Annotated in this window: 20 protein-coding genes; 13 read left to right on the forward strand and 7 right to left on the reverse strand. The window is 67.4% G+C overall.

The genetic code is table 11. The features are described from left to right. The first annotated feature begins 56 nt into the window (after positions 1-56). From VMT40_RS32445 to VMT40_RS32485, 9 genes are read left to right on the forward strand one after another with little or no spacing between them, the layout of a single operon-like run. Entirely contained in the window at positions 57-932 is an 876-nt protein-coding gene (locus VMT40_RS32445) for an MlaE family ABC transporter permease (RefSeq protein WP_326363096.1), read from the forward strand. Continuing rightward, complete coding sequence (locus VMT40_RS32450) at positions 932-1,798, forward strand: ABC transporter permease (RefSeq protein ID WP_326363097.1); 867 nt, start codon at positions 932-934, stop codon at positions 1,796-1,798. Before VMT40_RS32445 ends, VMT40_RS32450 begins: the two co-directional genes overlap by 1 nt. Positions 1,799-1,802: 4 nt before the next feature. Continuing rightward, complete coding sequence (locus VMT40_RS32455; protein WP_326363098.1) at positions 1,803-2,789, forward strand: MlaD family protein; 987 nt, start codon at positions 1,803-1,805, stop codon at positions 2,787-2,789. After that, the gene (locus VMT40_RS32460; RefSeq protein WP_326363099.1) at positions 2,786-3,808 is read left to right on the forward strand and encodes an MlaD family protein; all 1,023 of its coding nucleotides are present in this window, start codon (positions 2,786-2,788) and stop codon (positions 3,806-3,808) included. The genes VMT40_RS32455 and VMT40_RS32460 overlap by 4 nt, the downstream gene beginning before the upstream one ends. Then, positions 3,796-4,779, forward strand: a complete 984-nt coding sequence (locus VMT40_RS32465; RefSeq protein WP_326363101.1) for an MlaD family protein — start codon at positions 3,796-3,798, stop codon at positions 4,777-4,779. Before VMT40_RS32460 ends, VMT40_RS32465 begins: the two co-directional genes overlap by 13 nt. Further along, positions 4,779-5,879 (forward strand): MlaD family protein, encoded by a 1,101-nt coding sequence (locus VMT40_RS32470; RefSeq protein WP_326363103.1) that lies wholly within the window; start codon positions 4,779-4,781, stop codon positions 5,877-5,879. Before VMT40_RS32465 ends, VMT40_RS32470 begins: the two co-directional genes overlap by 1 nt. Before the next feature lie 56 nt (positions 5,880-5,935). Beyond that, positions 5,936-6,940 carry an MlaD family protein gene (locus VMT40_RS32475; RefSeq protein WP_326363104.1) on the forward strand — a complete coding sequence of 335 codons (1,005 nt, stop codon included), beginning with the start codon at positions 5,936-5,938 and terminating at the stop codon, positions 6,938-6,940. Further along, entirely contained in the window at positions 6,937-7,914 is a 978-nt protein-coding gene (locus VMT40_RS32480; protein ID WP_326363106.1) for an MlaD family protein, read from the forward strand. The genes VMT40_RS32475 and VMT40_RS32480 overlap by 4 nt, the downstream gene beginning before the upstream one ends. A 17-nt stretch (positions 7,915-7,931) precedes the next feature. Further along, on the forward strand, positions 7,932-9,521 hold the full coding sequence (locus tag VMT40_RS32485) for a GMC family oxidoreductase (RefSeq protein ID WP_326363107.1): 1,590 nt from the start codon (positions 7,932-7,934) through the stop codon (positions 9,519-9,521). On the opposite strand, the gene VMT40_RS32490 is transcribed toward VMT40_RS32485, so the two are convergent. Continuing rightward, positions 9,515-10,264 (reverse strand): enoyl-CoA hydratase-related protein, encoded by a 750-nt coding sequence (locus VMT40_RS32490; protein ID WP_326363108.1) that lies wholly within the window; start codon positions 10,262-10,264, stop codon positions 9,515-9,517. The genes VMT40_RS32485 and VMT40_RS32490 overlap by 7 nt on opposite strands. Positions 10,265-10,490: 226 nt before the next feature. Between VMT40_RS32490 and VMT40_RS32495 the strand changes: the two genes are divergently transcribed. After that, positions 10,491-10,613 carry a hypothetical protein gene (locus VMT40_RS32495; protein WP_326363110.1) on the forward strand — a complete coding sequence of 41 codons (123 nt, stop codon included), beginning with the start codon at positions 10,491-10,493 and terminating at the stop codon, positions 10,611-10,613. A gap of 205 nt (positions 10,614-10,818) precedes the next feature. Here the strand turns inward: VMT40_RS32495 and VMT40_RS32500 are convergent, their stop codons facing one another. Beyond that, entirely contained in the window at positions 10,819-12,045 is a 1,227-nt protein-coding gene (locus VMT40_RS32500; RefSeq protein WP_326363111.1) for a GGDEF domain-containing protein, read from the reverse strand. Between the two features lie 256 nt (positions 12,046-12,301). On the opposite strand from VMT40_RS32500, the gene VMT40_RS32505 reads away from it, so the two are divergent. After that, a complete protein-coding gene (locus VMT40_RS32505) occupies positions 12,302-14,044 on the forward strand; it encodes a hypothetical protein (RefSeq protein ID WP_326363112.1) in 1,743 nt (580 codons plus the stop codon). A 44-nt stretch (positions 14,045-14,088) separates the two neighbouring features. Here the strand turns inward: VMT40_RS32505 and VMT40_RS32510 are convergent, their stop codons facing one another. Together VMT40_RS32510 and VMT40_RS32515 are read right to left on the reverse strand one after the other, a co-directional pair. Beyond that, complete coding sequence (locus VMT40_RS32510; protein WP_326363114.1) at positions 14,089-15,888, reverse strand: hypothetical protein; 1,800 nt, start codon at positions 15,886-15,888, stop codon at positions 14,089-14,091. 15 nt (positions 15,889-15,903) lie between these two features. Next, positions 15,904-17,562 (reverse strand): hypothetical protein, encoded by a 1,659-nt coding sequence (locus VMT40_RS32515; RefSeq protein WP_326363115.1) that lies wholly within the window; start codon positions 17,560-17,562, stop codon positions 15,904-15,906. Between the two features lie 226 nt (positions 17,563-17,788). Here VMT40_RS32515 and VMT40_RS32520 point away from each other — a divergent pair, with 226 nt between their 5' ends. Next, on the forward strand, positions 17,789-19,102 hold the full coding sequence (locus VMT40_RS32520) for an alpha/beta hydrolase (RefSeq protein ID WP_326363117.1): 1,314 nt from the start codon (positions 17,789-17,791) through the stop codon (positions 19,100-19,102). Positions 19,103-19,115: 13 nt separating this feature from the next. Further along, a complete protein-coding gene (locus VMT40_RS32525; protein ID WP_326363118.1) occupies positions 19,116-20,189 on the forward strand; it encodes a Vgb family protein in 1,074 nt (357 codons plus the stop codon). A gap of 186 nt (positions 20,190-20,375) precedes the next feature. Here the strand turns inward: VMT40_RS32525 and VMT40_RS32530 are convergent, their stop codons facing one another. From VMT40_RS32530 to VMT40_RS32540, 3 genes are all read right to left on the reverse strand, one after another. Beyond that, on the reverse strand, positions 20,376-21,842 hold the full coding sequence (locus VMT40_RS32530) for a DUF6301 family protein (protein WP_326363120.1): 1,467 nt from the start codon (positions 21,840-21,842) through the stop codon (positions 20,376-20,378). 90 nt (positions 21,843-21,932) lie between these two features. After that, positions 21,933-22,976, reverse strand: coding sequence for an AraC family transcriptional regulator (locus tag VMT40_RS32535; protein ID WP_326363121.1), 1,044 nt, complete (start codon positions 22,974-22,976; stop codon positions 21,933-21,935). After that, positions 22,973-23,419 (reverse strand): SRPBCC family protein, encoded by a 447-nt coding sequence (locus VMT40_RS32540; protein WP_326363122.1) that lies wholly within the window; start codon positions 23,417-23,419, stop codon positions 22,973-22,975. The genes VMT40_RS32535 and VMT40_RS32540 overlap by 4 nt, the downstream gene beginning before the upstream one ends. Positions 23,420-23,441: the final 22 nt, after the last annotated feature.

Here is a 23,441-nt window from a genome sequence, read left to right on the forward strand (position 1 = left end):
GAAAAGGCTTTACCGCCGGGGAATTTCGAGACCACCGGCACGGGAGGAGTCAGCCTATGGGGAGCGAGTCGACGACTCGGGTGCGGGAGGGGACCCTCCGGGTGCGCGCGGAGGCGGCCGAGGCCGCGCGGATCGTGCGCGCCAATGTCTCCGGTGTCGCGCTCACCAGCCTGCGCACCTTCGGGCGGACCGTCGACCTCGCCGCGGAGGCGCTGCGCGGCACGGTCACCGATCTGCTGGCCCGGCGATTCCAGTGGCGCGAAATGCTGTACCAGGCTTGGTATTTGATCACCGTGACCGCGCTGCCCGCGATCCTCATGGCGGTGCCGTTCGGCGTGGTGGTGTCTGTTCAGGTGGGCAATCTCATTCACCAGCTGGGCGCGAATTCGCTGATCGGCGCGGCGGGCGGGCTGGGCGTCATTCAGCAGGGCGCGCCCATCGCGACCGGTCTGTTGCTCGGCGGCGCGGGGGCGTCGGCCATCGCCTCGGATCTGGGCGCGCGCACCGTCCGCGAGGAGATCGACGCGCTGCGGGTGATGGGCATCGATCCCGTGCACCGCCTGGTGATTCCACGGGTGGCGGCCATGGTGCTGGTCGCGCCGCTGCTCAATATCCTGGTCATCTTCGTCGGCGTGGTCGCCGGATACGTGGTGGCCATCGGCGCGCAGAATGTGACGCCGGGCAGCTATTGGGCGACCTTCGGCGCGTTCACCGTGCTCACCGACGTGTGGATCTCGCTGGCCAAGGCCGTGCTGTTCGGTTTCGTGGTGGTGATCGTGGCCTGCCAGCGCGGGCTCGAGGCGCGCGGCGGCCCGCGCGGGGTGGCCGACGGGGTGAACGCGGCGGTGGTGCTGTCGGTGGCGTCGATCATCGTGATCAATCTGGTGCTCACCCAGGTGGTCACCATGTTCCTGCCCATGCGGGTGGCGTGATGACCGCTACTCCCTATGTTCCCAAGGGTTTTCGCACCGCCAACCGTCTGGCACTCGCGTCCGGGCGGGCGCTCACGCCGCTGGAGAACGCGGGCTTCATGCTCGGGTTCGCGGTGCAGGCGCTGGCCGGAATCCCGTTGACGCTGCGGCGTTATCGTGGACAGACCCTGCGCGCCATCACCGATATGACCTGGGGCCGTGGCTCGTTGATCGTTGGCGGCGGCACCGTGCCGATGCTCGTGGTCTTGGGCCTGTCGATCGGTGCAGGCGTCGGCATCCAGGCCTATGCGGCCCTGAACCTGATCGGCCTGGGCTCGGTCTCGGGTGTGGTGTCGGCCTTCGCCAATACCCGCGAACTGGGACCCATTGCCGCGGCGGTGGGTTTCGCCGCGCAGGCGGGCTGTCGGATGACCGCCGAGATCGGTTCCATGCGCATCTCCGAGGAGATCGACGCGCTGGAATCGCTTGGCCTGCGGTCGGTTCCGTTCGTGGTCACCACCCGGGTCATCGCGGGCGCCGTGGCCATCGTGCCCACCTTCCTGATCGCGCTGATCCTGTCCTACCTGTCCTGCTCGACGGTGATCGTGCTGCTGCACGGTCAGGCGGGCGGGGTCTACGACCACTACTTCTTCCAATTCACCAGCGGCTACGACATTCTCGCGGCGGTCGTGAAGATCCTCGTGTTCGGTGTCGCGGTCATCCTGATCCACTGCTACTACGGCTTTTTCGCCGCGGGCGGCCCGGAGGGCGTGGGCATCGCCTCCGGTCGTGCGGTGCGCGCCAGCTTCGTGGCCATTATCGGCCTGGACATGGTGCTGACCCTGCTGCTGTGGGGCATCAATTCCTCGATCGAATTCCCCGGGTAGGTCCATGCCGAACTACGCGATTCCCGGAGTGCGCATCGGCCGCGGCCGATCCCGCCTGCTGGGGGTGCTCGCCGTCCTGCTGGTCGTGCTCGCCGTGCTGGCGTGGTCGGTCATCGACCATCGCGCCACCGGTGCGCGCCTGCGAATCCAGTTGCGCACCGAGCAGATCGGTGAGGGCATCGTCCCCGGCACGTCGGTGCGCTTCGATGGCGTGGCTATCGGCAGCATTGCCGATGTGCGGCCCGCCGACGCTGGGCGGCAGCTGCTCACCGTGGATCTGGACCCGGGTCAGATCGGCGGGCTCACCGACGCTCTCACCGTCGACTACGCCCCCGAGAACCTCTTCGGGGTCAGCACCGTCGCCCTGCACGCCGCGCCCGGCGGCACGCCCCTGCGCGACGGGCAGACCATCGATCTGGCCAATCGGGTCAGTGACGTGACCATGGGCGCGCTGCTGCGCTCGCTCACTCAGACCTCCACCGAGGTGCTCACCCCGAAGCTGACCCATTTGCTCACCCAGTTCGACACCGACCTGCGCGCCTTCACGCCAGTACTGCAGGCGGTGGTGATGTTGAGCCGGGCCGTGGCCGACACCCAGCGCTACCCGTCGTCGTTCCTGATCGACCAGTACGCCGGGTTCTTCCACGGTTTCGGCGCGTTCACCTCGGCCACCTTCAAACTCGCCAAGGCTCTCATGGATATCGAGATCTTCCAGCACGAGCGCGACCGCTACAACGCCTCGATAGAGATGCTGCGCGGCGGTGTGCTCGAGGGTGCGGCCACCACCTTCGATGTGGTGTACCAGAACTTCGGCGGGTTCACCGATCCGCTCGCGCCGGTCATTCAGGCGCTCGCGGACACGGTGCCCGATCCGGCGAAATCCCACGCCCAGCTCACCGAGACCATCGACCGGGTGAATCGCATGTTCGCCGATACCCCGGACGGGCCGACGCTGCGGATCGCCGTCACGCTGTTGGGGGCGGGACGGTGAGGCAGCGGGGCCTGGGCGGTGTGCTGTGGCGGTTGGGGGCGTTCGCGGCGGTCATGATCACCCTGCTGCTGGTGGTCATCGCCGCGATCGTTCGCCCCGTGCCCGGCGAAACCGTCTCCTACCGTGCGGAATTCACCGACGCCAGCGGGTTGCGGACCGGTGACGACGTGCGCATGTTCGGTGTGCAGGTCGGCAAGGTCACCTCGATCGCGTTGCGCGGCACCCGCGCGGTGGTCGGGTTCACGGTCAGCCGGGATCGGCCGTTCTATGTCACCAGCGGCCTGGCGATTCGCTATCAGACGCTCACCGGGCAGCGGTACATCGATGTGCGGCAACCGGATTCGCCCGCCGACCGGCTCACCCCCGGATCGACCATCGGCGCGGACAAGACGATTCCCTCTTTCGACATCACCCAGTTGTTCAATGGACTGCAACCGGTCTTGCGGGAGTTCTCCCCCGGTGCGCTCAATCAGTTCACCGAGAGCGTGCTGGCGGTGATCCAGGGCGACGGCAATGGCATCGGGCCCGCGCTGGACGCCTTCGAGAAGCTGAGTCGCTATGTCAGCGACCAGCAGTCGGTGCTGTCGCTGCTGCTGTCGAATCTGCAGGCCATCTCGACTCAGATCGGCGGCAAGTCACCGCAATTGGTGACGCTGCTGAAGGGTTTGGCCGATGTGTTCACCTCCTTCCGCGCCGAACTCGACGGGCTGCTGCATTTCGCGGCGGTCGCGCCCTCCGCGCTCGGGCCGCTCGACAGTCTGCTGGAAACCCTCGGCTTCACCGAGGGTTCCAATCCGAACCTCGAGGAAGATCTGCGGCTGCTGTTCCCCGATCAGAACCAGGCCCTGGACGTGCTCGGTCGGCTGCCGGGCCTGCTGCAATCGCTGGCCAATCTGCTGCCGCCCGCAGATCCGGTCGCCGGTCAGATCAAGCTGAGCTGCTCCAAGGGACCGGCCGAACTGCCCGCGGCGGTCGCCGTGCTGATCAGTGGACAGCGGGTGTCGATATGCCGAAGCTGATGCCCGCCAATGGATCCCGCGAGCTGCGCCTGGGCCTGTACGGCGCGGTGGTCTTGGCCGTCGTGCTGGTCGCCACCGCCGTGTCCTACGTGCTGCCGCTGGGCAAGGCCACCTACACCGCCGATCTCGCCGAGGCGCGGTCGGTGCGCACCGGGGACGAGATCCGCATCGCGGGCATTGACGTCGGCTCGGTGAAATCCCTGGAGCTGCTGCCGGATCGGGTGCGCATGACGTTCACCATGAACGACAACGTCTTCCTGGGCGATCAGACCTCGCTGGAGGTGCGCATGCTGACCGTGGTCGGCGGCCACTACGTCGCGGTCTTCCCGGCCGGGGACAAACCGCTGGGCAAGCACTCGATTCCCACCGACCGAGTCCGCCTGCCCTACAGCCTGATTCGCACCCTCCAGGACGCCACCGCCCCGGTCGAGCAGGTCGACGGCGACACGCTGCGCAAGAACTTCGACGCCCTGGCCGATTCCGTCGACCGCAGCCCGGATGCGTTGCGGCGCATGGGTTCGGCCGTACAGAGCCTGGTCGATCTGATCAATCGACAGAACACCGATGTGTCGAAGGCACTCACGGTCATGGACGAGTATCTGACCGCGATCAACGCCAATCGGTCGCTGCTGGGCACCTTCCTGCGCAAGATCGGCGCGCTCGAGACCGATGGCCTGGCCAAGAAGGCCGAGATCGCCACGGCCCTGACGGTGACCGGGCAGCTGCTGTCGCGCATTGCCGCGATCGAACCGGCCTGGCACGACGAGCTCGAACCCCTCGCCGATCAGCTCGAGGCGGCCGTGCCGCAATTGGAGGACCTGGGACGGCGCTTCGATCAGGCCCTGAACAACCTGGGCGACATCAAGACCCGGTTGCAGGCCGCGGCGCAGAACGGCGTCACCGTCGACCAGTCCGGGATCACGATCACCGCCCCGGAGGTCTGCGTGCCGCTGCCCGGGAGGGACTGTTGATGAAACGTCTGCTCGCCTCCCAGGGCTTCGTCACCACGGCCGGGGTCGCGTTGGCCGTGCTGGTGGCCGTCGCGGGATATCTGCTGGCTTTCGACCCGATGAAGAAGACCCTGAGCTATTGCGCGATCATGCCGGATTCCATCGGCCTGTATCCCGGCAACCATGTCACGATGCTGGGCATCCCGGTCGGATCGGTCGGGTCCGTGACGCCCGAGAACGGCGCTGTCCGAGTGGATTTCACCATCGACGCCGTCCACCCGCTGCACGGCGCGGTCACGGCGACAACGGTCTCCGATACCTTGGTCGCCGACCGGGATCTGGAGGTGCTGGGCGACAACACGTCCCCTGATCGCTGGCCCGAGAGTACCTGTGTCACCAAGACATTCACGCCCAAGAGTCTCACCCAGACCCTCGACGCGTTCTCCAAGCTCGCCGATCAACTCAATGGCGACGGCGATCCGGCGCAACAGAACCGGTTGCGCGAGGGTGTTTCCGCGCTCGAGCAGGCCACCTCGGGTACCGGGCCCAAGCTCAACGAGCTCATCAAGGAGCTCGGTGCCGCCCTGAACCATCCGGATACCGCCATCGGGCACCTGGGCGCATCCCTCGACGCGTTCGCCTCACTGGCCTCGAGCGTGGCCTTGAACTGGAACGACATCAAGGTGGCGCTCACCCAGGCCAATGAGGGCCTCGGGTTCGTCAATGCGGTGTGGGGCAAGACCATCGAGATCGTCGACTCGCTGCTGGTGATCCTGCCCTGGTTCAATACCATCTCGCACAAATACGGGCGCTCGATCCTCAATGGGCTCGACGCCGCCGTGCCGAAACTGAAGCTGCTGTCGGCCGGGATCGCCTCGCTGCAACAGCTCTTGGGGATGATTCCGGCGGTGGTGACCGCGTTCGAGCAGTTCATCGACCCGAAGACCGGTCAGGTGAAGGTCGGGTACGCGCCGCCGCGGGTGGCCCTGCCGCCCGAGAGCGCCGACCAGGTGTGCGCGGCGGTGAACGCATTGCTGCCGGGCAAGTGCCGGACGGGCGAAAACGGCTTGGCGAGTGTGGATCTGGTGCCGCTGGTGCTGCGATCGGCGGGTGCCCGATGAAGCGGCATACGCTATCCCTGAGACGCACGGCTCTGCTCGGCGTGACCGTCGCGGTCATGGTGATAATGCCCGCGGGCTGCGCCATCGACCCCTCGTCGGTGCCCGTGCCGGGAGCCTCGGTGCCCGGACCGACCTACGACGTGCACATCGAATTCGCCAATGCCCTCAACCTGCCCGCCCAGGCGAAGGTGGTCGCCAATGGCGCAAAGATCGGCCGACTGCGCTCGGTGCGGGTCATCGACCCGTCCGCGGCCGGGCCGGGTCGCATCGACGCGGTCGTGGAGATCGAGAGCTCGGTGCGACTGCCCGCCGCCACCACCGCGCAGTTGCGCCAGGACACCATCCTGGGTGACGTCTTCATCGGGCTCACCACTCCCCCGGGCGATGTCGCGCAACCGATTCCGGCGGGCGGGCGCATTCCGATCACGCAGACCAAGCCCGCCCTGCAGGTGGAGGATCTGCTGGTCGGGCTGTCCACCTTCGTGGGTGGCGGTGCGCTGCATCAGATTCAGGAGATCATCAACCAGACCAACGCCGTGCTGCCCGCCGACACCCGCGACACCACAAGAATTTTCGGCCAGATCAGTACCGATGTCCGTGACGTATCCGACCGTCTCGACGTGCTGGACAAATTCCTCGACGCCTTCCAAACCGATATGGACGCGGTCCTCGGCAATCCGCGAGAGCTCGCCGAGCTGCTCAGTGAGCAAGGCGCGCACGACATTCCGGCCGATGTGCAGGCACTCGTGACCACGCTCGGCATCGTCGGCTCGCTGGGCGATATCGGCCAGTCGCTGGTGCCGCTCGCGCCGCTGCTGCGGGCCGGGGACGCCGCGGCCAAGGCGTTCGTGCCGATGCTGTTCGCGCACAACCCCCTCGATCTGAGCGCACCGTCGAACCTGAACCGTCTGGTGGCGTTGTTGCGCGACAAGGTGATTCCGTTCGCGCAGAACCCGAGGGTGAACATCACCTCGGTCACCGTCGGCGACGATCCGGCCGCCACCGACGCGGACATCGACGCCATCTTGCGCATCCTGCGAATGATCGGAGTCGTCCGGTGAGAGCGAATTCGCTGCTGTCGCTGGCCAGTATCGCGGTGATCCTGGTGCTGGGCAGCCTCTACCTGACCTTCGATGTGGTGCGGGTGCACCCGTTCGCCCACGAGCTCACCGTGTCCATGACCATTCCGCGGTCCGGCGGCGTGCTGCCGCGCTCGAAGGTGCTGCTCTCGGGTGTGCAGGTCGGGCAGGTCAGCTCGGTGACCCACCGGCCCGACGGGGTGCTGGTGCGGTTGCGGCTCTCGGATCGCTATCCGATTCCGGCCGCCAGCGCGGTGCGCATCGATGGGCTGTCCGGCCTCGGCGAGTCCTATATCGAATTCGAGCCACCGCTCGGCACGAGCCCAGGCCCGTATCTGCGTGACGGACAGGCGGTGCAGGCCACCAAGATCGCCGCGCCGATCTCCATCCCCGATGTCGCCGCGACCACGACCAAGCTCATGCACCAGCTGGACCCGGCCGCCCTGTCCGCCATCGTGGACACCTTCAGCCAGGCCATGTCCGGCACCGAGGCGGTGGTGCCGGAGCTCTCGCGCGCCACCGACCTGCTGGCCGCCACCCTGATCAGCCGCACCGACCTGATCAGGCAGATGCTGCTCGCGCTACAAGGCCCCGCCGCCGATATGGATTGGGCCGAACCGGCCTTGGTGAACGCGTCCGGGCCGTGGGCCGACTTCGGGCCGCGAGTCTCGGAGGTCGCCGCCTCCATCGCCGCGGTCATTCGGGCGGGCAATATGCCCGATTCCTTCCTGGAGGACACCAAGGACAAGCTCGGCCTGGTGCCGTTCCTGCGCGAGCTCACCGACCGCATCCGCCAGATCGGCCCCGAAATCGCGCCGCTGGCACCGCTGCTCGTCCCGGTCTACGCCACCGCGACCCCCATCCTGCAGCGACTCGACCTGGGCAGTCTCATCGACCAGGCCCTGCACGCCACCAGCCCCGACGGCACCCTGCGCCTGCAGATCACCGTCAAATAACTCGACAGGAACCCTCGGTGACCCACGACTTCGATTGGCTCGTCATCGGATCCGGCTTCGGCGGCAGCGTGTCCGCGCTGCGACTGCGGGAGAAGGGCCATCGCGTCGGCGTCCTGGAGGCCGGGCGACGCTTCGCCGACACCGATTTCGCCGAGCGGGCCTCGCAGGTGCGGCGGTACTACTTCCTGCCCGCGCTGGGGATGCGGGGCATCTTCCGGCCGACGCTGTTCAAGGACGTGTTCGTGGTGACGGGTGCCGGGGTCGGCGGCGGCTCGCTCACCTACGCCAACACGCTGTATCGCAGCAGGCCCGAATTCGCGAGCAATCCGCAATGGGCACACCTGGGTGATTGGGATGCTGAGCTCGCGCCGCACTACGACACGGCCGAACACATGCTCGGGGTGACGAGCCTCGCGGAAGACTCCCCGGCCGACACGCTGCTGCGTGAATACGCCGACGCGCACGGTTTCGGCGACACCTACGCGCGCAGCCGGGTCGGGGTGTTCCTGGGCGAGCCCGGAAAGACCGTGCCGGACCCGTATTTCGGCGGTGCGGGTCCCGAGCGCGCCGGATGCGTTCACTGCGGGTCCTGTCTGCTGGGCTGTCGGCACAATGCCAAGAACACCCTCGTCAAGAACTATCTGTGGTTTGCCGAGCGACTCGGGGCCGACATCCTGGCCGAGCGCACCGTCGTCGACATCCGCCCGCTCGGGGCCGCCGACGGCAGCGACGGCTACGCGGTGACCAGCGAGCGCACCGGGCGGTGGGTGCGTCGCGATCGGCGGACCCACACGGCCCGCGGTGTCGTGGTGGCGGGCGGCGCGCTGGGCACCAATCGACTGTTGTTGCGCTGCAAGCTCTCCGGCTCCCTACCCGGACTCTCGCCGCGACTCGGGACGCTGGTGCGCACCAATAGCGAATCCATTCTCGGGGTCACCACGCGTGACGACAGCCATGATTTCGCGCACGGCATCGCGCTCACCTCCGGGGTGTATCCGACCCCCACCACCCACATCCAGCCCGTAACCTACGGCGCGGGAGGCGATTTCATGTCGCTGCTCACCACACTGGCCACACCGCGCGGTACCCGCCGCACCCGGCCATTCCACTATGTGGCCAATGCCCTGCGCCACCCCGTCCGCTTCGCACGCGCCTCCCGCATCCGGCACACCTCCCGCCGCACCATGCTGCTCACCACCATGGAGTCGGTGGACAACTCGGTGCGGCTGAAGGTGCGCTTCCGGCTACCCACCGGATACCCGGTCCTGACCACCGTCCAGGACCCGAATCACCCCATCCCCCAGTTCATTCCGGCCGCCTACGCCGCCGCCGAAGCCATTGCCGAGCGTATCGGCGGGGTAGTGCAGGCCGCCGTTCCGGAAGCCATTCTCTCGATCCCCACCACCGCCCACATCCTCGGCGGCGCGGCCATCGGCGACTCCCCCGACACCGGCGTGATCGACCCCCAACACTGCGTCTACGGCTACCACAACCTGCTGGTCTGCGACGGCGCAGCCATCCCGGCCAACGTCGGGGTGAATCCGAGCCTGACCATCACGGCCATGGCCGAGCGCGCCATGACCTTCATCGACAAACCGAATCAGTAACCACTCCACCGAGGTTCACGCCGTTCCAGAAACGCGGCAATGCCCTCGGCAGTGTCCTTGGACGACAGCGTCGCAGCCATCGCCGCCTCGGTAACCCGCCAGGCTTCCGCGTCATCCGCGGAGTTCAGACTCTCCAACGCGGCCAGGCTCTCGCGCACCGAGACCGGCGCATTACGGCAAATCCGCTGCGCCAGTGCGCGTGCTGACCGCTCGGCCGCCCCCGGCTCAGTCACCTCATTGACGAAGCCCAGCTGATACGCCCGCTCCGCCGACAGCGAATCCCCGGTCAGCAACAACTCTTTCGCCACATTCAACGGCAGCGCCCGCCGCGTGCGAAACAGCCCACCACAGGTGGCTATCACACCCCGCCGCGGCTCGGGCAGCCCAAAAGTGGCCGTCCGCCCGGCCACCACCAAATCGCAAGCCAACACCAATTCCATGCCGCCACCGAGCGCATGCCCCTCGACCGCAGCAATGAGCGGCTTACTCATCCGACGCCGAATCACCCCGTATTCGCCACCCCGCACAGTCTTCTCCCCCGCCCCCACACTCAAATCGGTCCCCGCCGAAAACATCGACTCCGTCCCCGTCAACACCGCCACCCACAACTCAGGATCATCCTCGAACGCATTGAGCGCCGCATCCAGCCCGGCCGCCATCTCGGCATCGATGGCATTGCGCTTGTGCGGCCGATTCATCCGAATAATGAGAGTGCGCTCATCCCGCTCGTGTTCCACCGTCATGGATCGATCATGACCGACGGGCGACTCGCCGCTGCCGACGTGGCCGCCGCTGTCAACCAATTGGCCTACGAGGACTCGTCTCCCGAATAAGGTGTGCCGGTGAGGTACTTCAACACGGCGGGCCCGTGTTATCCGGACCTGCACTACTGGGATTGGCCAACGACCTGACCGCCGAGGGTCACTTTCTGGCGATATCGATCTCCTGCGAGACGGGACAGGCAATCAGTTGCGGTTCGCGAATCCGATCTACGAGGAGGTCATCATCCAGGTGCTCGGTCAGCGCACCGAGGCGGTGATGTTCTGGCCGCCCGCGACACCTATCACGGGGCAGCCGCACAGCTGGTGTTGACGGCGTACCTGCATCGAATCGTCAACGGAGCCGGGTACATCGACCGTGAGGTCGGGGTGGGCCGGGGCCGGATCGACCTGCTGGTGCGCCAGCCCTACGAGGACTCTGAAGGCCACCGCGCCGAACAACGCGAGGCGCTGGAGTTGAAGGTGTGGGCCGATGGTCGCCCGGATCCGTTGTCGGAGGGCCTCGTTCAGCTCGACGGCTACCTCGACCGTCTCGGTCTGGCGACCGGTGTGCTGGTGATCTTCGACCGGCGGTCCTCGGCGGCACCGATTTCGGAGCGCACCGCCTTCGACGAGGCCAGTACGCCCTCGGGTCGCGCGGTCACCGTGCTGCGGGCATGAGATGGCTCCGCCACGGGGACATCGGCGAGCATGACGGCGTTGCCGCCCTGTTGTTTGGCCCGGTACATCGCCTCATCGGCGGCCGCGATGGCCACCCGGACGGGGTCGCAGGCGCGGTTCGGGTCATCGGGTGCGTGTAGGGGTGCGAGGCCGATGCTGGCGGTGACTGTCAGGGAGTCGATGGGTTCGGCGATCGCGCTACGGATTCGGTCGGCTACCTCGAAGGCCGCGGCCAGTGGGAGGCTGAGGATGACGGCGAATTCCTCACCGCCGAAACGGGAGACGATGCTGTGTGGCGGGGTGGCTCGGCGCACTCGGTCGGCGGTGCGGACCAGGACTTCGTCGCCCGCGCAGTGGCCGTAGGTGTCGTTGACGGCCTTGAAGCGGTCGAGGTCGATCATCATGACGCTGGCGGGGAACGAGGCCGCGCGGGCGAATCGAATGGCCGAGTAGTAGTCGAGGCCGCGCCTGCTCAGCAGTCCGGTCAAAGGGTCCGAGAGCATGTCGCAGCGCAGCAGGGAATAGCAGATCTGGAGGCCCGGCGGCACCATGACCGCGGCAGCCATACCCAGGATCATGATCAGCGCGGACGTGGTGTCACCGCCGCGGAACAGCGGCACCGCCAGCAGGCAGGCCGATAGAAGTGACCAAACCGTCTGCCCGACAAGCATTTTCGGGCTGTGTAGCGCGCTCACGTAGATGCCGATGATCAACAGCATCATCATGCCGACCGACCGCACCACATACCCGGGACTCAGCGCGCACACCGCGGTGATGCAGATGTCGGCCACGCCGGTCAGCAGCAACGAGGCCCGCTCGGTGGGCCACCGCCACACCAACCACCGCGCGCACCACACCACACCGACCCCCGCCAGCAGCCACAACAGCACCCGTGACACCGAATCCGTTGGCCCCGTGGGCGACAACACGCTCAGCACGGCGATGACCGGCGCGGCCAACCCGCAGAACCCCACCGCCGTCTTCAACAGCCCGAGCGCCGATCGAGCGGCAATGGCATCGACAACCCACCGGTAGTCGACGTCCTCACGCCACCACTCCCGAAACAACCGCAGACCAACGACCACGTCCAGCCCCTTCGGCGCGGAACGGAACCCCCGGCACGATCGACTCGCCACACCCGCCGCCATCGCCGGGCGAATACCGAAGTCTACTCACCGGTAATGATCCTGACCGGGAAACAGTGATCTACGTCACCGGCATGTCGGCATGTCGGCCTCGGCAAGCATTGCCACCGCCATGAGTCGCCAGAGTGTTGATCATTTGCGTCGGAGTTGCCGGGCCGGTTTCCGGAACGGGGCGGTCTCACTAGGTTGGTCGGATATGGCATGGAGGACAGGGAGTCGGGCGCGCGGTTCGGTGCTCGGGGTGATGGCGTTCGCGGTGGGGATTGCCGGGGGTGGGGTGGTGCCGGGGGTGGCACCGAGTTCGCGGGCGGAGGAGCCGGGGCGGGTCGAGGTGCCCGTGGAGACTCGCGGAGATGTGTCCGTCAGCGAGGTCACCTGGGATGCGCCGTTGCCCGCCGGGTCGGCTCCGCATCCGGCGGCCTGCGATCGATTGTCGTTCCTGCGCTTCCGCTTCACCGATGGTCCGGCCGACTCCGCCGATGCCGACGCGGTGATCAGCGCGCAGCCGGGGAATATCGGCGGGCCGAGTTCGATGAGCACGCTCGCGATCTCGACGCTGCACAAGCTGCGGGCGGCCGGGAAGACCGCGGAGTACTGGTCGATGGCGCGGCGGCCGGTGTGCATGGAGGATCGCAGTGCGATGGTCGCGGCCAATCGGGCGCGGGATTATCACGTGGCGCTGGACTACTACTTCGGTGGGAAAGCCGTTGACGGCCAGACGTTCTCGGGATGGGCGGACAATTCGCAGCAGCGCTGGCTGGGCGACTACGGGCTGCGGCAGACCATCGAGGACTGGCATTTCATCAACAGCCACGAAATGCCGTTGGTCGCGGACCGCAAGGCGAAGATGTTCATTTCGGGGCATTCGCTGGGCGGGCCGCTGAGCAGCGACTACGGGCAGTGGGATTTCGCCGACGGGCCCGGGTTCGCGCAGACCGCCGGGGTGATCGGGGTCGACGGCCCGATTCGATCGGACCCGTTCCTGACCAATCAGCTGGGCCTGCGGGGACTGGCCGACGTGTACGGCATGATCGGAATGCCGGTGGCCGACGCCGTGCTGCGGTCCGGAATCGCGCCGGAGTCGACCCAGTTCGGCATCGCGAACACCGGTGATCTGTTCAATCTCATCGCGGTGGCCGGTATCGCGGCGCGGTATCAGCCCGACGCGGAAAGCGATATCCCCCGGGCGATTCCGCACACGCCGTTCTGGGATCTGGTGTTGGGCACGCTGTTTCCCGGCGGCCCCGATTTCCGGGATTGGCGATTGACCAATGCGGCCGTGCTGGGCGCGCTCATCGGCAAGAACTCCATGCCCTCGGTGGGCGTGCAGGCCGGTTTCGGCATCTTCGACGGCCCGCTGGTCGAGAAGCGGGTGATCATTCCGCCGGAGCTGACCAGAATCCCGGTGGTGGGACCGTTCTTCGCGGTCGTCTCCGCGCATCGACTGGCCCGTCCCGCCGACCCCACCGGCCGCCTCAACGGCTGGCTGAACTACGACGAGCTCGACCGCGCCGACAATGGCGGCGCGCCCTACACGACGCCCGGCGAGCAGGTCACCGATCTGGCCGATATCGCCGCCGATGTGGGCGCGGGCCCGCTCGGCTACACCACCGCCTACGACTCCAACCGGCAGCTGTCCGACATGGTCTTCGCCGGAATCGGTGATCGCACAGGCGATCTCGCGCAGCTGCGGTACACCGACTATCTGGACCACGTGCCGAACACCACGATCATCGGCGACATCTGGCATCCCTACCAGAACCTCGGTCCCGCGCTCGGCCTGCCGTGGCTCGAGTTCGGCCAGCCCGCCTCGGCGATCTACGCCCAGAACTACAGCCATCTGGACATGATCGCGGGAGCCGAACGCCAGAACGACGGCCAGCCGGAGACGGTCAGCCGCACGTCCGCCGACTTCGTGCTGGGTGTCCTAGGCCGCTGAGACATGGGGCCCTCGGCCGCTGAGTCGGCGGCCGAGGGCCCGGTTCAGCGGCCCAGGGTGCGCTGAATGAATCCGACCGTGTTCCACATGACTTGATCGGGCCGCCCGTCGTTCTGTACGGCGGCGGCATTGATCATGTCGGAGTGGCTGTAGTGGTCGATGAGGATGGCGTCGGGTTCGATGAACCCGGGAATCCAACGGAACTTCCCCCACAGCTGGGCGCTCACCATCTGGATGCCGGGCACCCGGCTGCGGAAGTCCTCGAAGCGAATGAACCGGAAATCGCCGGAGCGGTCACCGGTGAGCATGAAGATCTCGTCGGTGTACTGCTTGGCGGAGACATACGGTTCGAGGTAGCCGAGGCGACCGGTGCCGCAGGCGCGGGCGATTTGGTTGGCGTCGCAATGTTCTTCGATCGGCGAGTTCAAGGACCGACCGTCGGCGGTGAGCCCCGGGAATTCGAACGGCTCGCCCATTCGGTCGTAGTTGCGCCACGTGTAGAGGTGACCGGTGCTGGTCGGGGTGAACCGGGGCTGCCAGGTGAGGAAGCTGGTGGCCCAGCCGATGAGCGGAATCCCATTGAAGTCCGGGCCGATCGGGAACTTGCGTTCGGCGACCGGGCCGCCGTCGAGGGTGCCGAAATTCGGCGCGGCCAAAGCGAACGGCAGCCCCTGCCCGTCGAAGATGCCGCCCAGCACCGCCATATTGGTCATGCGGAAGTCACGGAAGCCGGTCTGCTGGGTGAGCATATTGACCGGATCGCCGCCGAAGAATATGCGGCCCAACAATTCCCACTTCCAGTTCCGTGGCAGTTCACGGGGGAAGATGCTCTCGTCATCGGGCGCGAAGCGGGCGGCGAGGCCGAAAATATTGAGCATGGCCCCGATTTCGGCCGCGGGGGTGGGCACCAGGTCCTTGGGGACGAGGCCGTCGAAGATATTGGGCAGGGCGACGGTGCGCGGCAGCACACCCAGACGTAGTCCCTCGTTCACCGCGCCCACCGGGAGCTGGCCCGGCCCGTCCCACCCCATGCGAACGGCCTCCGAGAAGGCCGGAATATTGTCGGGGACAACGCGAATCGGCAGCGGCCCGTCGAAGCTGACGTATCCGGCCGACTGTCCGCACCCCGCGTCGGCCACATCGCCGCGGTCGCCGAAATCCCAGGCCAGGTACAGCGCGGTGATCTGCCCGCCGTAGGAATGCCCGCCGACGAACAGCTTTCGTCGGCGCAGTACCGGGTCGGGGATCTCGTGGCTGTTGATGAAGTGCCAATCCTCCATGACCCGCCGCAATCCGACATCGGCGAGCACATTGGCGCGCTCACCGGTGAGGGTGAACCCGTCGAAGGTGCGCCCGTTCACCGGCCGGTTCCCGAAGTAGTAGTCGTAGGCGACGCGATAGTCCTGAGCGGCGACCGCGGCCTCGAATCCGGTGCTGTCCTTGGCGGTATTGTCGCGCCGGTCCATCACCCAGAACTCGGCGTGTATGCCGCGGGCGGCGAGTTCGCGAACGGTATTGCGGGCCAACGGATCCAGCGACGCGGGGCCTTCGGCGGCCCCGGCCTGGGTCGAGAGCACCGCATCGGCGGCGGCCGGATCGGCGGGGCCGTCGGCCCAGCGGAAACGCAGGAAGCTCAGGTAGTCGCATTCGGGGGGATGCGGGAGCGCGTCGGCGGGCATGGGCGCGTACCAGGTGACCTCGGAGACGAGGACGCCGTCGTCGTTCTCCAACATGGCCTCGGTGCGGTCGTCGCCGGATTGTGCCGCGGCGGTGCGCATTCCGGCCACGCTCGCCCCGGCCGCGAGGGCGGCGGTGACCAGCAGGGTGCGGCGGGTGATCGACACGAGCTATCCTCCGGATCAGTTCTGCGGTACGCAGTCGTATTTCGCCGTGCCCCAGTTGTTCTGCGTGAAGTCGGCGGGGCGGTACACGGCCTGGATGAGGGTGGCCCGGTCGGGGATGGTCACGCACAGGCTGGGCCCGGCCGGTCCCTGCGGCGAGTACTCGGTGGCGAAGGCGCGCGAGAGGCCCGGCCGGGGCTGACGCAGTGCGGCACAGGCGGATTCATCCACGTCGGCGCGGCCGTAGCAGCCGAACCAGTCGACCGCGTAGGAGGTGGACAGCCAGGGCGAGATCACATTGCGTGGCACGCCGGGCCAGTTGATGGAGTCGCCGTGGCTGCCGCCCTCGTAGGTGAGGAACATGAGCGGGCTGTCGCCCTTGTGCTCGCCGCGCAGGTAGTCGTAGAGATCCTTGGTGCCGACCGGCCCGTCCGTGTCGTCTACCAGGCCGTTCGGCGTATTGGTGAGCGCGAAGGCGGCGGGTACCGGGATGTCGAAGTCGGCGGTCTGGTACTGGATCGGTATGTCGGTGGTGGTGTAGCTGAATCCGGACAGTGCGACGATGGAGCTCACCTTCGGCAGCGGTTGTCCGTCGATGCCGATCCCCTTGCCCTGCCAGTAGCCGTAGTTGCTGATCGCCACCGAGCCGTAGGACTGCCCCCACAGGTTGATGTGGTCGGTGTCCATCAGGTCGTACCAGGGGTTTTCGACATTGTCCGCGCCGTAGGCGGGGTCGAAGCGGTGGAACTTGGGGACCTCCCCCGCGGCGAGATTGCCGAGCTCGTTGCCGTGCACGTCCACGATCGGCACGATCGGCGTGCGGGTGAGCCAGCGCGTCACGTCCTGCACATCGCGGCAGCCGCCCGGCGTGCGGCACAGCTCGAATTTGCCCTGCGGGAACCACATATCCGGCAGGCTGCCCTCGCCGACACCATTGCCGGACTCCTCGAAGGTGACGCCGATGAAACCGCGCCGCACGGCGGTGAGCGTGTACATCCCCACGTCGGACTGCTTCTCGGTGGCACCCGGAGCCATGACCGTCACCGGGTAGCGCTGCCCGGAGCCCTCGGCCCCTTCGGGCAGAAAGACCTTGGCGTGCACCGGGATTCCGCGATTGTTGATGATCTTCAGCTTGTGCACGGTGCCGAGCTTGAAGACCGCGCCGGGCGTGTCGTGGGCGACGCAGACGCCGTCCTCGGTCTCGTAGAGCACATCCCCGTCCGGCTGAATGCACGGGTATCGGAAGGAGGCGTCCTGCGCGGAAGGGGTGTCGTAATCGTCGTCGAGTGCCGCGTCCCCGGCATTGCGCCAGAAGTTGCCGTCGTGGCTCCAGTTCGGCAGATAGTCCGGATGCGCGGGCAGCCCCAGACCCATGGGTGGCGTCCGCACCAGCGCGTCGAAGATCTGCTGGGCGGCGGTGAGCTGGCGTTGCTGGGCGTCGGTACCGGTCCAGGTGGCCGGATCGAACAGCCCGCGCCACGGCATTCCGGCATTGGCGAGGTTCTCGAGTATTCCCGCCCGCACGAAGTAGTCGATCATCCCGGGTGCTTGCAGATCGTGGTTCGTGCCGCTGAGTATTTGGGCCAGCTCGGTGAACGGATAGGTGGGGTCCGGCGGTTGCGGTTGCGCCGCGGCCGGGGTCGCGGTGGCGAGACTCACCAGCGTGGCCGTGGCCATGATCAACAAGCTCCGCGCACGAGGTCTGACTGCGGGCACCGATCCCCCTCTAGAGAACATGTGTGGCGAATCCACAGCGTAGGATTCGTGGCCCTGCTCCGGACATGATCGGATCGGACAGCGGATTGACCATCATCGACAGTCCACGGGTTACCCCTCACCGGTGCGCGACGGCTTGACTACCGTTCCCCTCGCAGGCGAATTCCCCAGCGAGAAGGTAGTTTCCGTGATCCGAACCGCGACCGTCGCACTGGGTGCGCTACTGGCGGCGGCGTGCCTCCCCGGCCCCGCCTCCCACGCCGCCGACAATTCCCGGATGCGCGTCGAATCGGTGGCGGGACTGCCGTACACCGTGCTGCTGCCGACCGACTATCAAACGTCGGGCAAACGGTATCCGGTGTTGTATCTGCTGCATGCGGGCAATGGCATCACCGCCCGGAGCAGTGCCGGGTACGAGTGGCTCGACCGCACCGATCTGGCCGAGTTCACCGCCGATCAGGACGTGATCGTGGTGATGCCGACGCAACCGGAACTGTCGTTCTTCATGGATGCCCGCGATGGCTCTTGCCGTGGCGAGTCCCGATTCATGCGGGAGTTGGTGCCCGCGGTGGATGCCGAGTACCGCACGGTCGCCGATGGACGGCATCGTGCCATCGCCGGTGTCGCGCCGGGCGGACTGTCGGCGTTCTATCTTGCGGCTCGATACCCGGACATGTTCGCCGCCGCGGGCAGTTTCAGCGGAGAGCCCGACGTCATGCTGGACGCCGGGCGCGCGGGCGGCACCGCCTACACCGGTATCGCCGCGGCGGCCGTGCTGTCCTGCGGCGGAAATCCCTTGGGCCCCGGGCTGTTCGGATACCTGTCCGACGACGAGGTGTGGTGGCGCAATGCCAATCCGCCGGACCTGGCGGCAAACCTGCGCGGCGTCTCGAACTATGTGCGCACCGGCAACGGTGTGCCGTGCGATGGCCAGGACATCGCGAACTTCGCTGTGCCACAGGAAGGCCCGGGCACCTATCCGTTCCAGTTCACCGAGCAGGTGGTGGCCCAGGGATCGCGCGGCCTGATTCACGGCATGCAACGCGAGGGCGTCGCCTTCACCGGCGGCACCGAGGGCTGCGGCACGCACAGCTGGCGCTACTGGCAGCAGGACCTGCACGAATTCTGGCCGCAAATGACCGCCGCATTCGGCACCGCCGCGCCCGCGACGTTCGACTATCGCCGTGTCGATCCCGAATTCTCGGTCTGGGGTTGGGATTTCGCCGCCGATCCGCAACGGGCGGCGGAGTTCCTCGATATCCGATCCGCGTCCCGGTCCGGTCTGACGCTCACCGGCTCCGGCACCGAAACCGTCACCACCGCCGGGTATTACCCGCCCGGCGCATCCGTGCGAATCGACGACGGGACCCAGGTCCGCGAGATCGTCTCCGACGCATCCGGACGGCTCACCTTCACCGTCGATCTCGGTCCCGCACACACCGTCCAGCAGTACCGGGGCAACGACACCGACTTCGTCACCCGCACCGTCCACATCGACTGACGGGCCAACCGCCATGCGCCTGCGAAGCTCCGCCATCCTGCTCGCCACCACCGCGATGCTGATCGCCGCCGGACCGTCGACGGCCACTCCCCCGCCCGCGGATCTCGATGCCGCGGTCACCCAAATCCCGGTCGGCGCACTACGTTTCGCCGAACGCTTCACTCCTGGCCCCGACGGCGCACTGTGGTTCACCCTGCCGCCGTCGGAGGTGGCCCGGCTGGACACCACCACCCTGGAGATGCGCACCTTCCCCACCGGCGGCCTCCTGCCCGGCCCGACCGGCATCACCACCGGCCCCGACGGCGCGGTCTGGTTCTTCACCCTGCTCGGCGGCTACCTCGGCCGCATCGACCCGGAAACCTACGAAATCACCCGCGTCCCCCTCCCACACCCACTGGCGGGCGGCCACGAACTGGTCGTGGGTTCCGATGGCGCACTGTGGTATCCGGAGTTCGTCACCAACCGAGCGGGCCGCTACGACCCCCGCACCGGCGACCAACGCGAATTCGACCTACCCTTCACCTTCCCCACCGAGAACCCCATCATGGCCGCAGGCCCCGACGGCGCACTCTGGATCACCGCCCCCGCCCCACCCTCCCGCATCATCAAGCTCACCCCGCAGGGCGAGGTGAGCGAAATGACCGTCCCCCTCCAAAGCATCCCCTTCGGCCTGACCAACGGCCCCGACGGCACCATCTGGGCCACCCTCGGAGCCGGGGATTACGGTCGCGGCCAAATCATTTCAATCGACCCAACCACCCTCCACATCGTCCGCAAATTCGAAATCGGCTTCGCCGACGGCCCTTCCGGCCTGACCACCGGCCCCGACTGCGCCCTCTGGTTCCCCGAAATCGTCACCGGCAAGGTAGGCCGCCTCGACCCCTCAACCGGCGATTTCACCGAATACCCCATCCGCGCCCTAGGCGGCCAGGCCCCCTTCACCGTCGGCTCCTTCCCCGCCTACATCAACACCGGCCCCGACGGCGCCCTCTGGATAACCTCCCACCTCTTCGGCTGGATCTTCCGAATCACCCCACCCACCGGCGCCACCCCAGGCCGCACCTGCCCAACCGTCCACCACCCCTGACCCCGAGGACCCGCCCCATGACCAACCTCCCCGCCTGGTTCGCCTACCAACTGAACCAACTAGCCGCTCTCCCCCAACTAATCCTCGACACCGCCTCGGCCGCCCCCAGCTGGCGCAGAACCTGACCAAACCGGTGACACCGCGCACGGTCCAAATGACGGTCCGGTCGCGCCTCGGCGGGAGCGGTCAGTTGTCTTCGCGGGTATCGCGGGCCAATCCCAGTCGGAAATCCCACAGCTGTTGCGAACTGTGCGGCGTGAACGCCTGGTACCGCAACCGCTCCGGTGAATCGACCTCCGCCCGCGTCGCAGCCTTCACGATCGCCGCGACCTGCTTCGCGCCCCTACGCCCAGGCGGGAAGTCGCGGAACACTATCTCCTCGCCCTCGTGGACCTCCACCCGGCACTCGTCACCCGAAAACCAGCCCTGCGCAACGAATCCCGGTCGGGTGTCGGTGGTGATCACCCAAACGACCGTCGTGGCGAATCGGAAGATGTACGGCAGATCGGCACCGAGCGAACCGAATACCCGGTCGAGTTGCGCATCGAACGACTCCCAATCGCGCATCGGCGGTACGCCCGGCGTGTACATGCCCACGAGGTCGGAGCGGTCGGCATCACGGTCGGGTCGCACCCGCCAAAAGTACGAGGGCTCCCACAACTCGTCCCAGTTGGCGTAGACGTAGTCCTTGTTCTCGACGGCCTCGGTCGGTCGCAACGCCAACTCGATAGTGCCCGAGCCCATCCAAGACTCGCTCCTGGACAAGGTCAGCGTGTTCGGTCCGCGCCGCCAGGTGGCGAACGCGTGTGGACCACCCACGAGCGACGGCGCACCGAGTTCCCGCACGCACAGGTCGAGCACTGTTAGATACGCGATCCGGGCAGTTCCTTCCGGAATGCGCAGGGAAAGCTCCGCACCGTCGTACTCGCCGAACCCGTAGCGGTGATCGTCGGAATCGGATCGGCCCGCATACAGCGACCATGCCCCCGACTCAGATCGCAACGCACCGTCCTCGGTCTCCGTGTCGGTGTTCACCTTCCATCCGATCGTGTCCACGATGCGGTCCATCGCCGACCGCGACCAGTCGCCCGGGTTCGCCTGCGCCAGTACCGATATCGCCGCGGAACCGACCAGCCACTCCGGGGAGGAGGTGAAGTCGCTGATCGCCCTTTGCTCCAATGCGAGCACCCGCTGCCGTTCGGCCGGAGCGATCAGCCACAGCTCGACCGAGCAATCACCCATCGCGACACCAACCACGATATTCGGGAAAACCCAACTGGCACCGAACTCGCCCAGGACCTTCCGCTCGGTCGGCCATTCCCCGTGAGTCCACACCCCCATCAACACGTCATGGAATGCCGCCGCCACCATGGGACCCAGTTCGTCCACCTCGTCCGCCGCGTCAGCAACCGTGACGACAACTGCATTCACCCGTCCGTCGGCACCGAAGACACGCGCCCGCGGCCGGTTGACGAGCACGCCTGTCACCGATTCGAGCCACACCGCTGCCTCGGCCGAGTCCTCCAGTCCTCCCCACCCGACGTCCGCGACGAACCGCTCCACATTCGCACGCGTCCACGTCCAGTCGAACCCCTTTGCGGTCGCGGCAATCTCGCTTGCCCCCGTACGGTCCACCAGCATTCCTGCTCCCATGAGCGTGAGAGTAACGCCCACCTACGACGCCTTCACCCGCCCGGCGCACCTTTCTGGTCGCGAGAGTCAGCTCGTGACCCGACCTTCGGATCAGGCGTCCCGGTGGAGGCGGCGGCGGGTGCGGAATTCTGTGGGGGCGCAGCCTTTCCAGCGGCGGAAGGCTCGGACGAAGGGGGCCGCTTCGGCGTAGCCGAGGCGGGCGGCGACGGTTTCGCAGGTGAGGTCGGTGTCGGTGAGGAGTTCTTCGGCCAGGGAGCGGCGGACTTCTACCAGGAGGGCTCGGAAGGAGGTGTTTTCGGCGTTGAGGCGGCGGGCCAGGGTGCGGGGGCTCATGCAGAGGGCGGCGGCTACCTCGGCTTGGGCGGGCATGCGTTCGGGGTCGCGGGTCAGGTGGCGGCGGACCTGGGCGGTGAAGCCGCCGCCGACGCGGCGGCGGTGCAGGTCCGCTCGGCAGGCCTGTTCGGCGGCGCGGCAGGCCCACTCGTCGGCCTGTGGCAGCGGCGTCGCCAAAGCGGCTGCGTCGAGGGCGAGTTCGTTGGCGGTCGCGGCGAAGGTGGGCTCTACTCCGAACATGTCACGGTGATGATCGGTGTGGCTCGGCCGAGCGTGCCGGAAGGACACGCGGCGTGCGGGTCGCGCGGTGGGGAGGAGTTCGCGTTCGATCAGCCGCAGGGTCGCCAGGGTGCGTTCGGTGAGGAAGGCCGCGGCGTCCGCGGGGAGACCGGTGTCGTCGAATCGCAGCACCGCCTCGTCACCGCGCACCTCGACATCGATATCCCCGAACGGGAATGCGAACTCCACGTAGCGCAGGGCCAGGCGCATCGCGTCGCCCAGGGTGCGACTGGACAGCAGGGCCAGCCCCCACTGTCCATACATCGAGATGTGGTGTCGGCCGCCCGCCACAATGCCGAGCCCCGGTTCATCACCGAAGCGCTCCAGCAGATTCCGCACCACCCGCAATTCCCGCCGGGCCGTCGTCACGGCACCCGGAACAAGCAGCGCCTCGGCCGTGAGCCCGGTGCCCGCGAGGCATTCTGCGGCGCTCATGCCGCGCTCCCCCGCGAGCCGCACCAGCACATCGGTGCCCGCGGCCGCCCACGGCCCATCCCAGTCGTCCCCGACGAACCCTTTCACGCGCCACGACCTCGCGCGGCGTCGAGGGTCCGCATCCGCCGGGCGAGCCCCTTGTCGAAGGTCCCGATCACCGCGCACCACAGCGGCGCGATCGCCTTGGGTATCACCGCGATCAGCGGCCCGGTGAGGTGTTCGCGGTTGACGAGCCGCACCCGGCCGTCGGCCAGCGGCACCAGCGTCATGCCGTGGGTGACGTCGAACAGTCGGCCCACGCGCCCGCCCCAGGCCAGTTCGCGGCCCGGATCGACGGCACGGAAGCGGCCGAACGGAATCGGGAACAGCGGCCCGAACCACAGCCGCGCGCCGGGCGTCGGCTCGGTGCGGGCGCGAAAGGGGTAGATGTTCCAGCGATGCCACCGATTCATATCGGCCATCACCTCCCAAACCTCGGCGGCGGAGGCATCGATAATGGCCTCGGTGGTGAAGGTGCGCGTGGGTGTCACGAAAGTCTCCCGGGTCGGGTAG

The sequence above is a fragment of the Nocardia sp. CDC160 genome (assembly GCF_035818795.1).
Lineage (GTDB): Bacteria > Actinomycetota > Actinomycetes > Mycobacteriales > Mycobacteriaceae > Nocardia.

Coding starts and splice junctions, on each gene's coding strand:
- VMT40_RS32445 (WP_326363096.1), top strand. CDS start 57: ATGGGGAGCGAGTCGACGACTCGGGTGCGGGAGGGGACCCTCCGGGTG.
- VMT40_RS32450 (WP_326363097.1), top strand. CDS start 932: ATGACCGCTACTCCCTATGTTCCCAAGGGTTTTCGCACCGCCAACCGT.
- VMT40_RS32455 (WP_326363098.1), top strand. CDS start 1,803: ATGCCGAACTACGCGATTCCCGGAGTGCGCATCGGCCGCGGCCGATCC.
- VMT40_RS32465 (WP_326363101.1), top strand. CDS start 3,796: ATGCCGAAGCTGATGCCCGCCAATGGATCCCGCGAGCTGCGCCTGGGC.
- VMT40_RS32470 (WP_326363103.1), top strand. CDS start 4,779: ATGAAACGTCTGCTCGCCTCCCAGGGCTTCGTCACCACGGCCGGGGTC.
- VMT40_RS32475 (WP_326363104.1), top strand. CDS start 5,936: ATGGTGATAATGCCCGCGGGCTGCGCCATCGACCCCTCGTCGGTGCCC.
- VMT40_RS32490 (WP_326363108.1), bottom strand. CDS start 10,264: ATGACGGTGGAACACGAGCGGGATGAGCGCACTCTCATTATTCGGATG.
- VMT40_RS32505 (WP_326363112.1), top strand. CDS start 12,302: ATGGCATGGAGGACAGGGAGTCGGGCGCGCGGTTCGGTGCTCGGGGTG.
- VMT40_RS32515 (WP_326363115.1), bottom strand. CDS start 17,562: ATGGCCACGGCCACGCTGGTGAGTCTCGCCACCGCGACCCCGGCCGCG.
- VMT40_RS32525 (WP_326363118.1), top strand. CDS start 19,116: ATGCGCCTGCGAAGCTCCGCCATCCTGCTCGCCACCACCGCGATGCTG.
- VMT40_RS32530 (WP_326363120.1), bottom strand. CDS start 21,842: ATGGGAGCAGGAATGCTGGTGGACCGTACGGGGGCAAGCGAGATTGCC.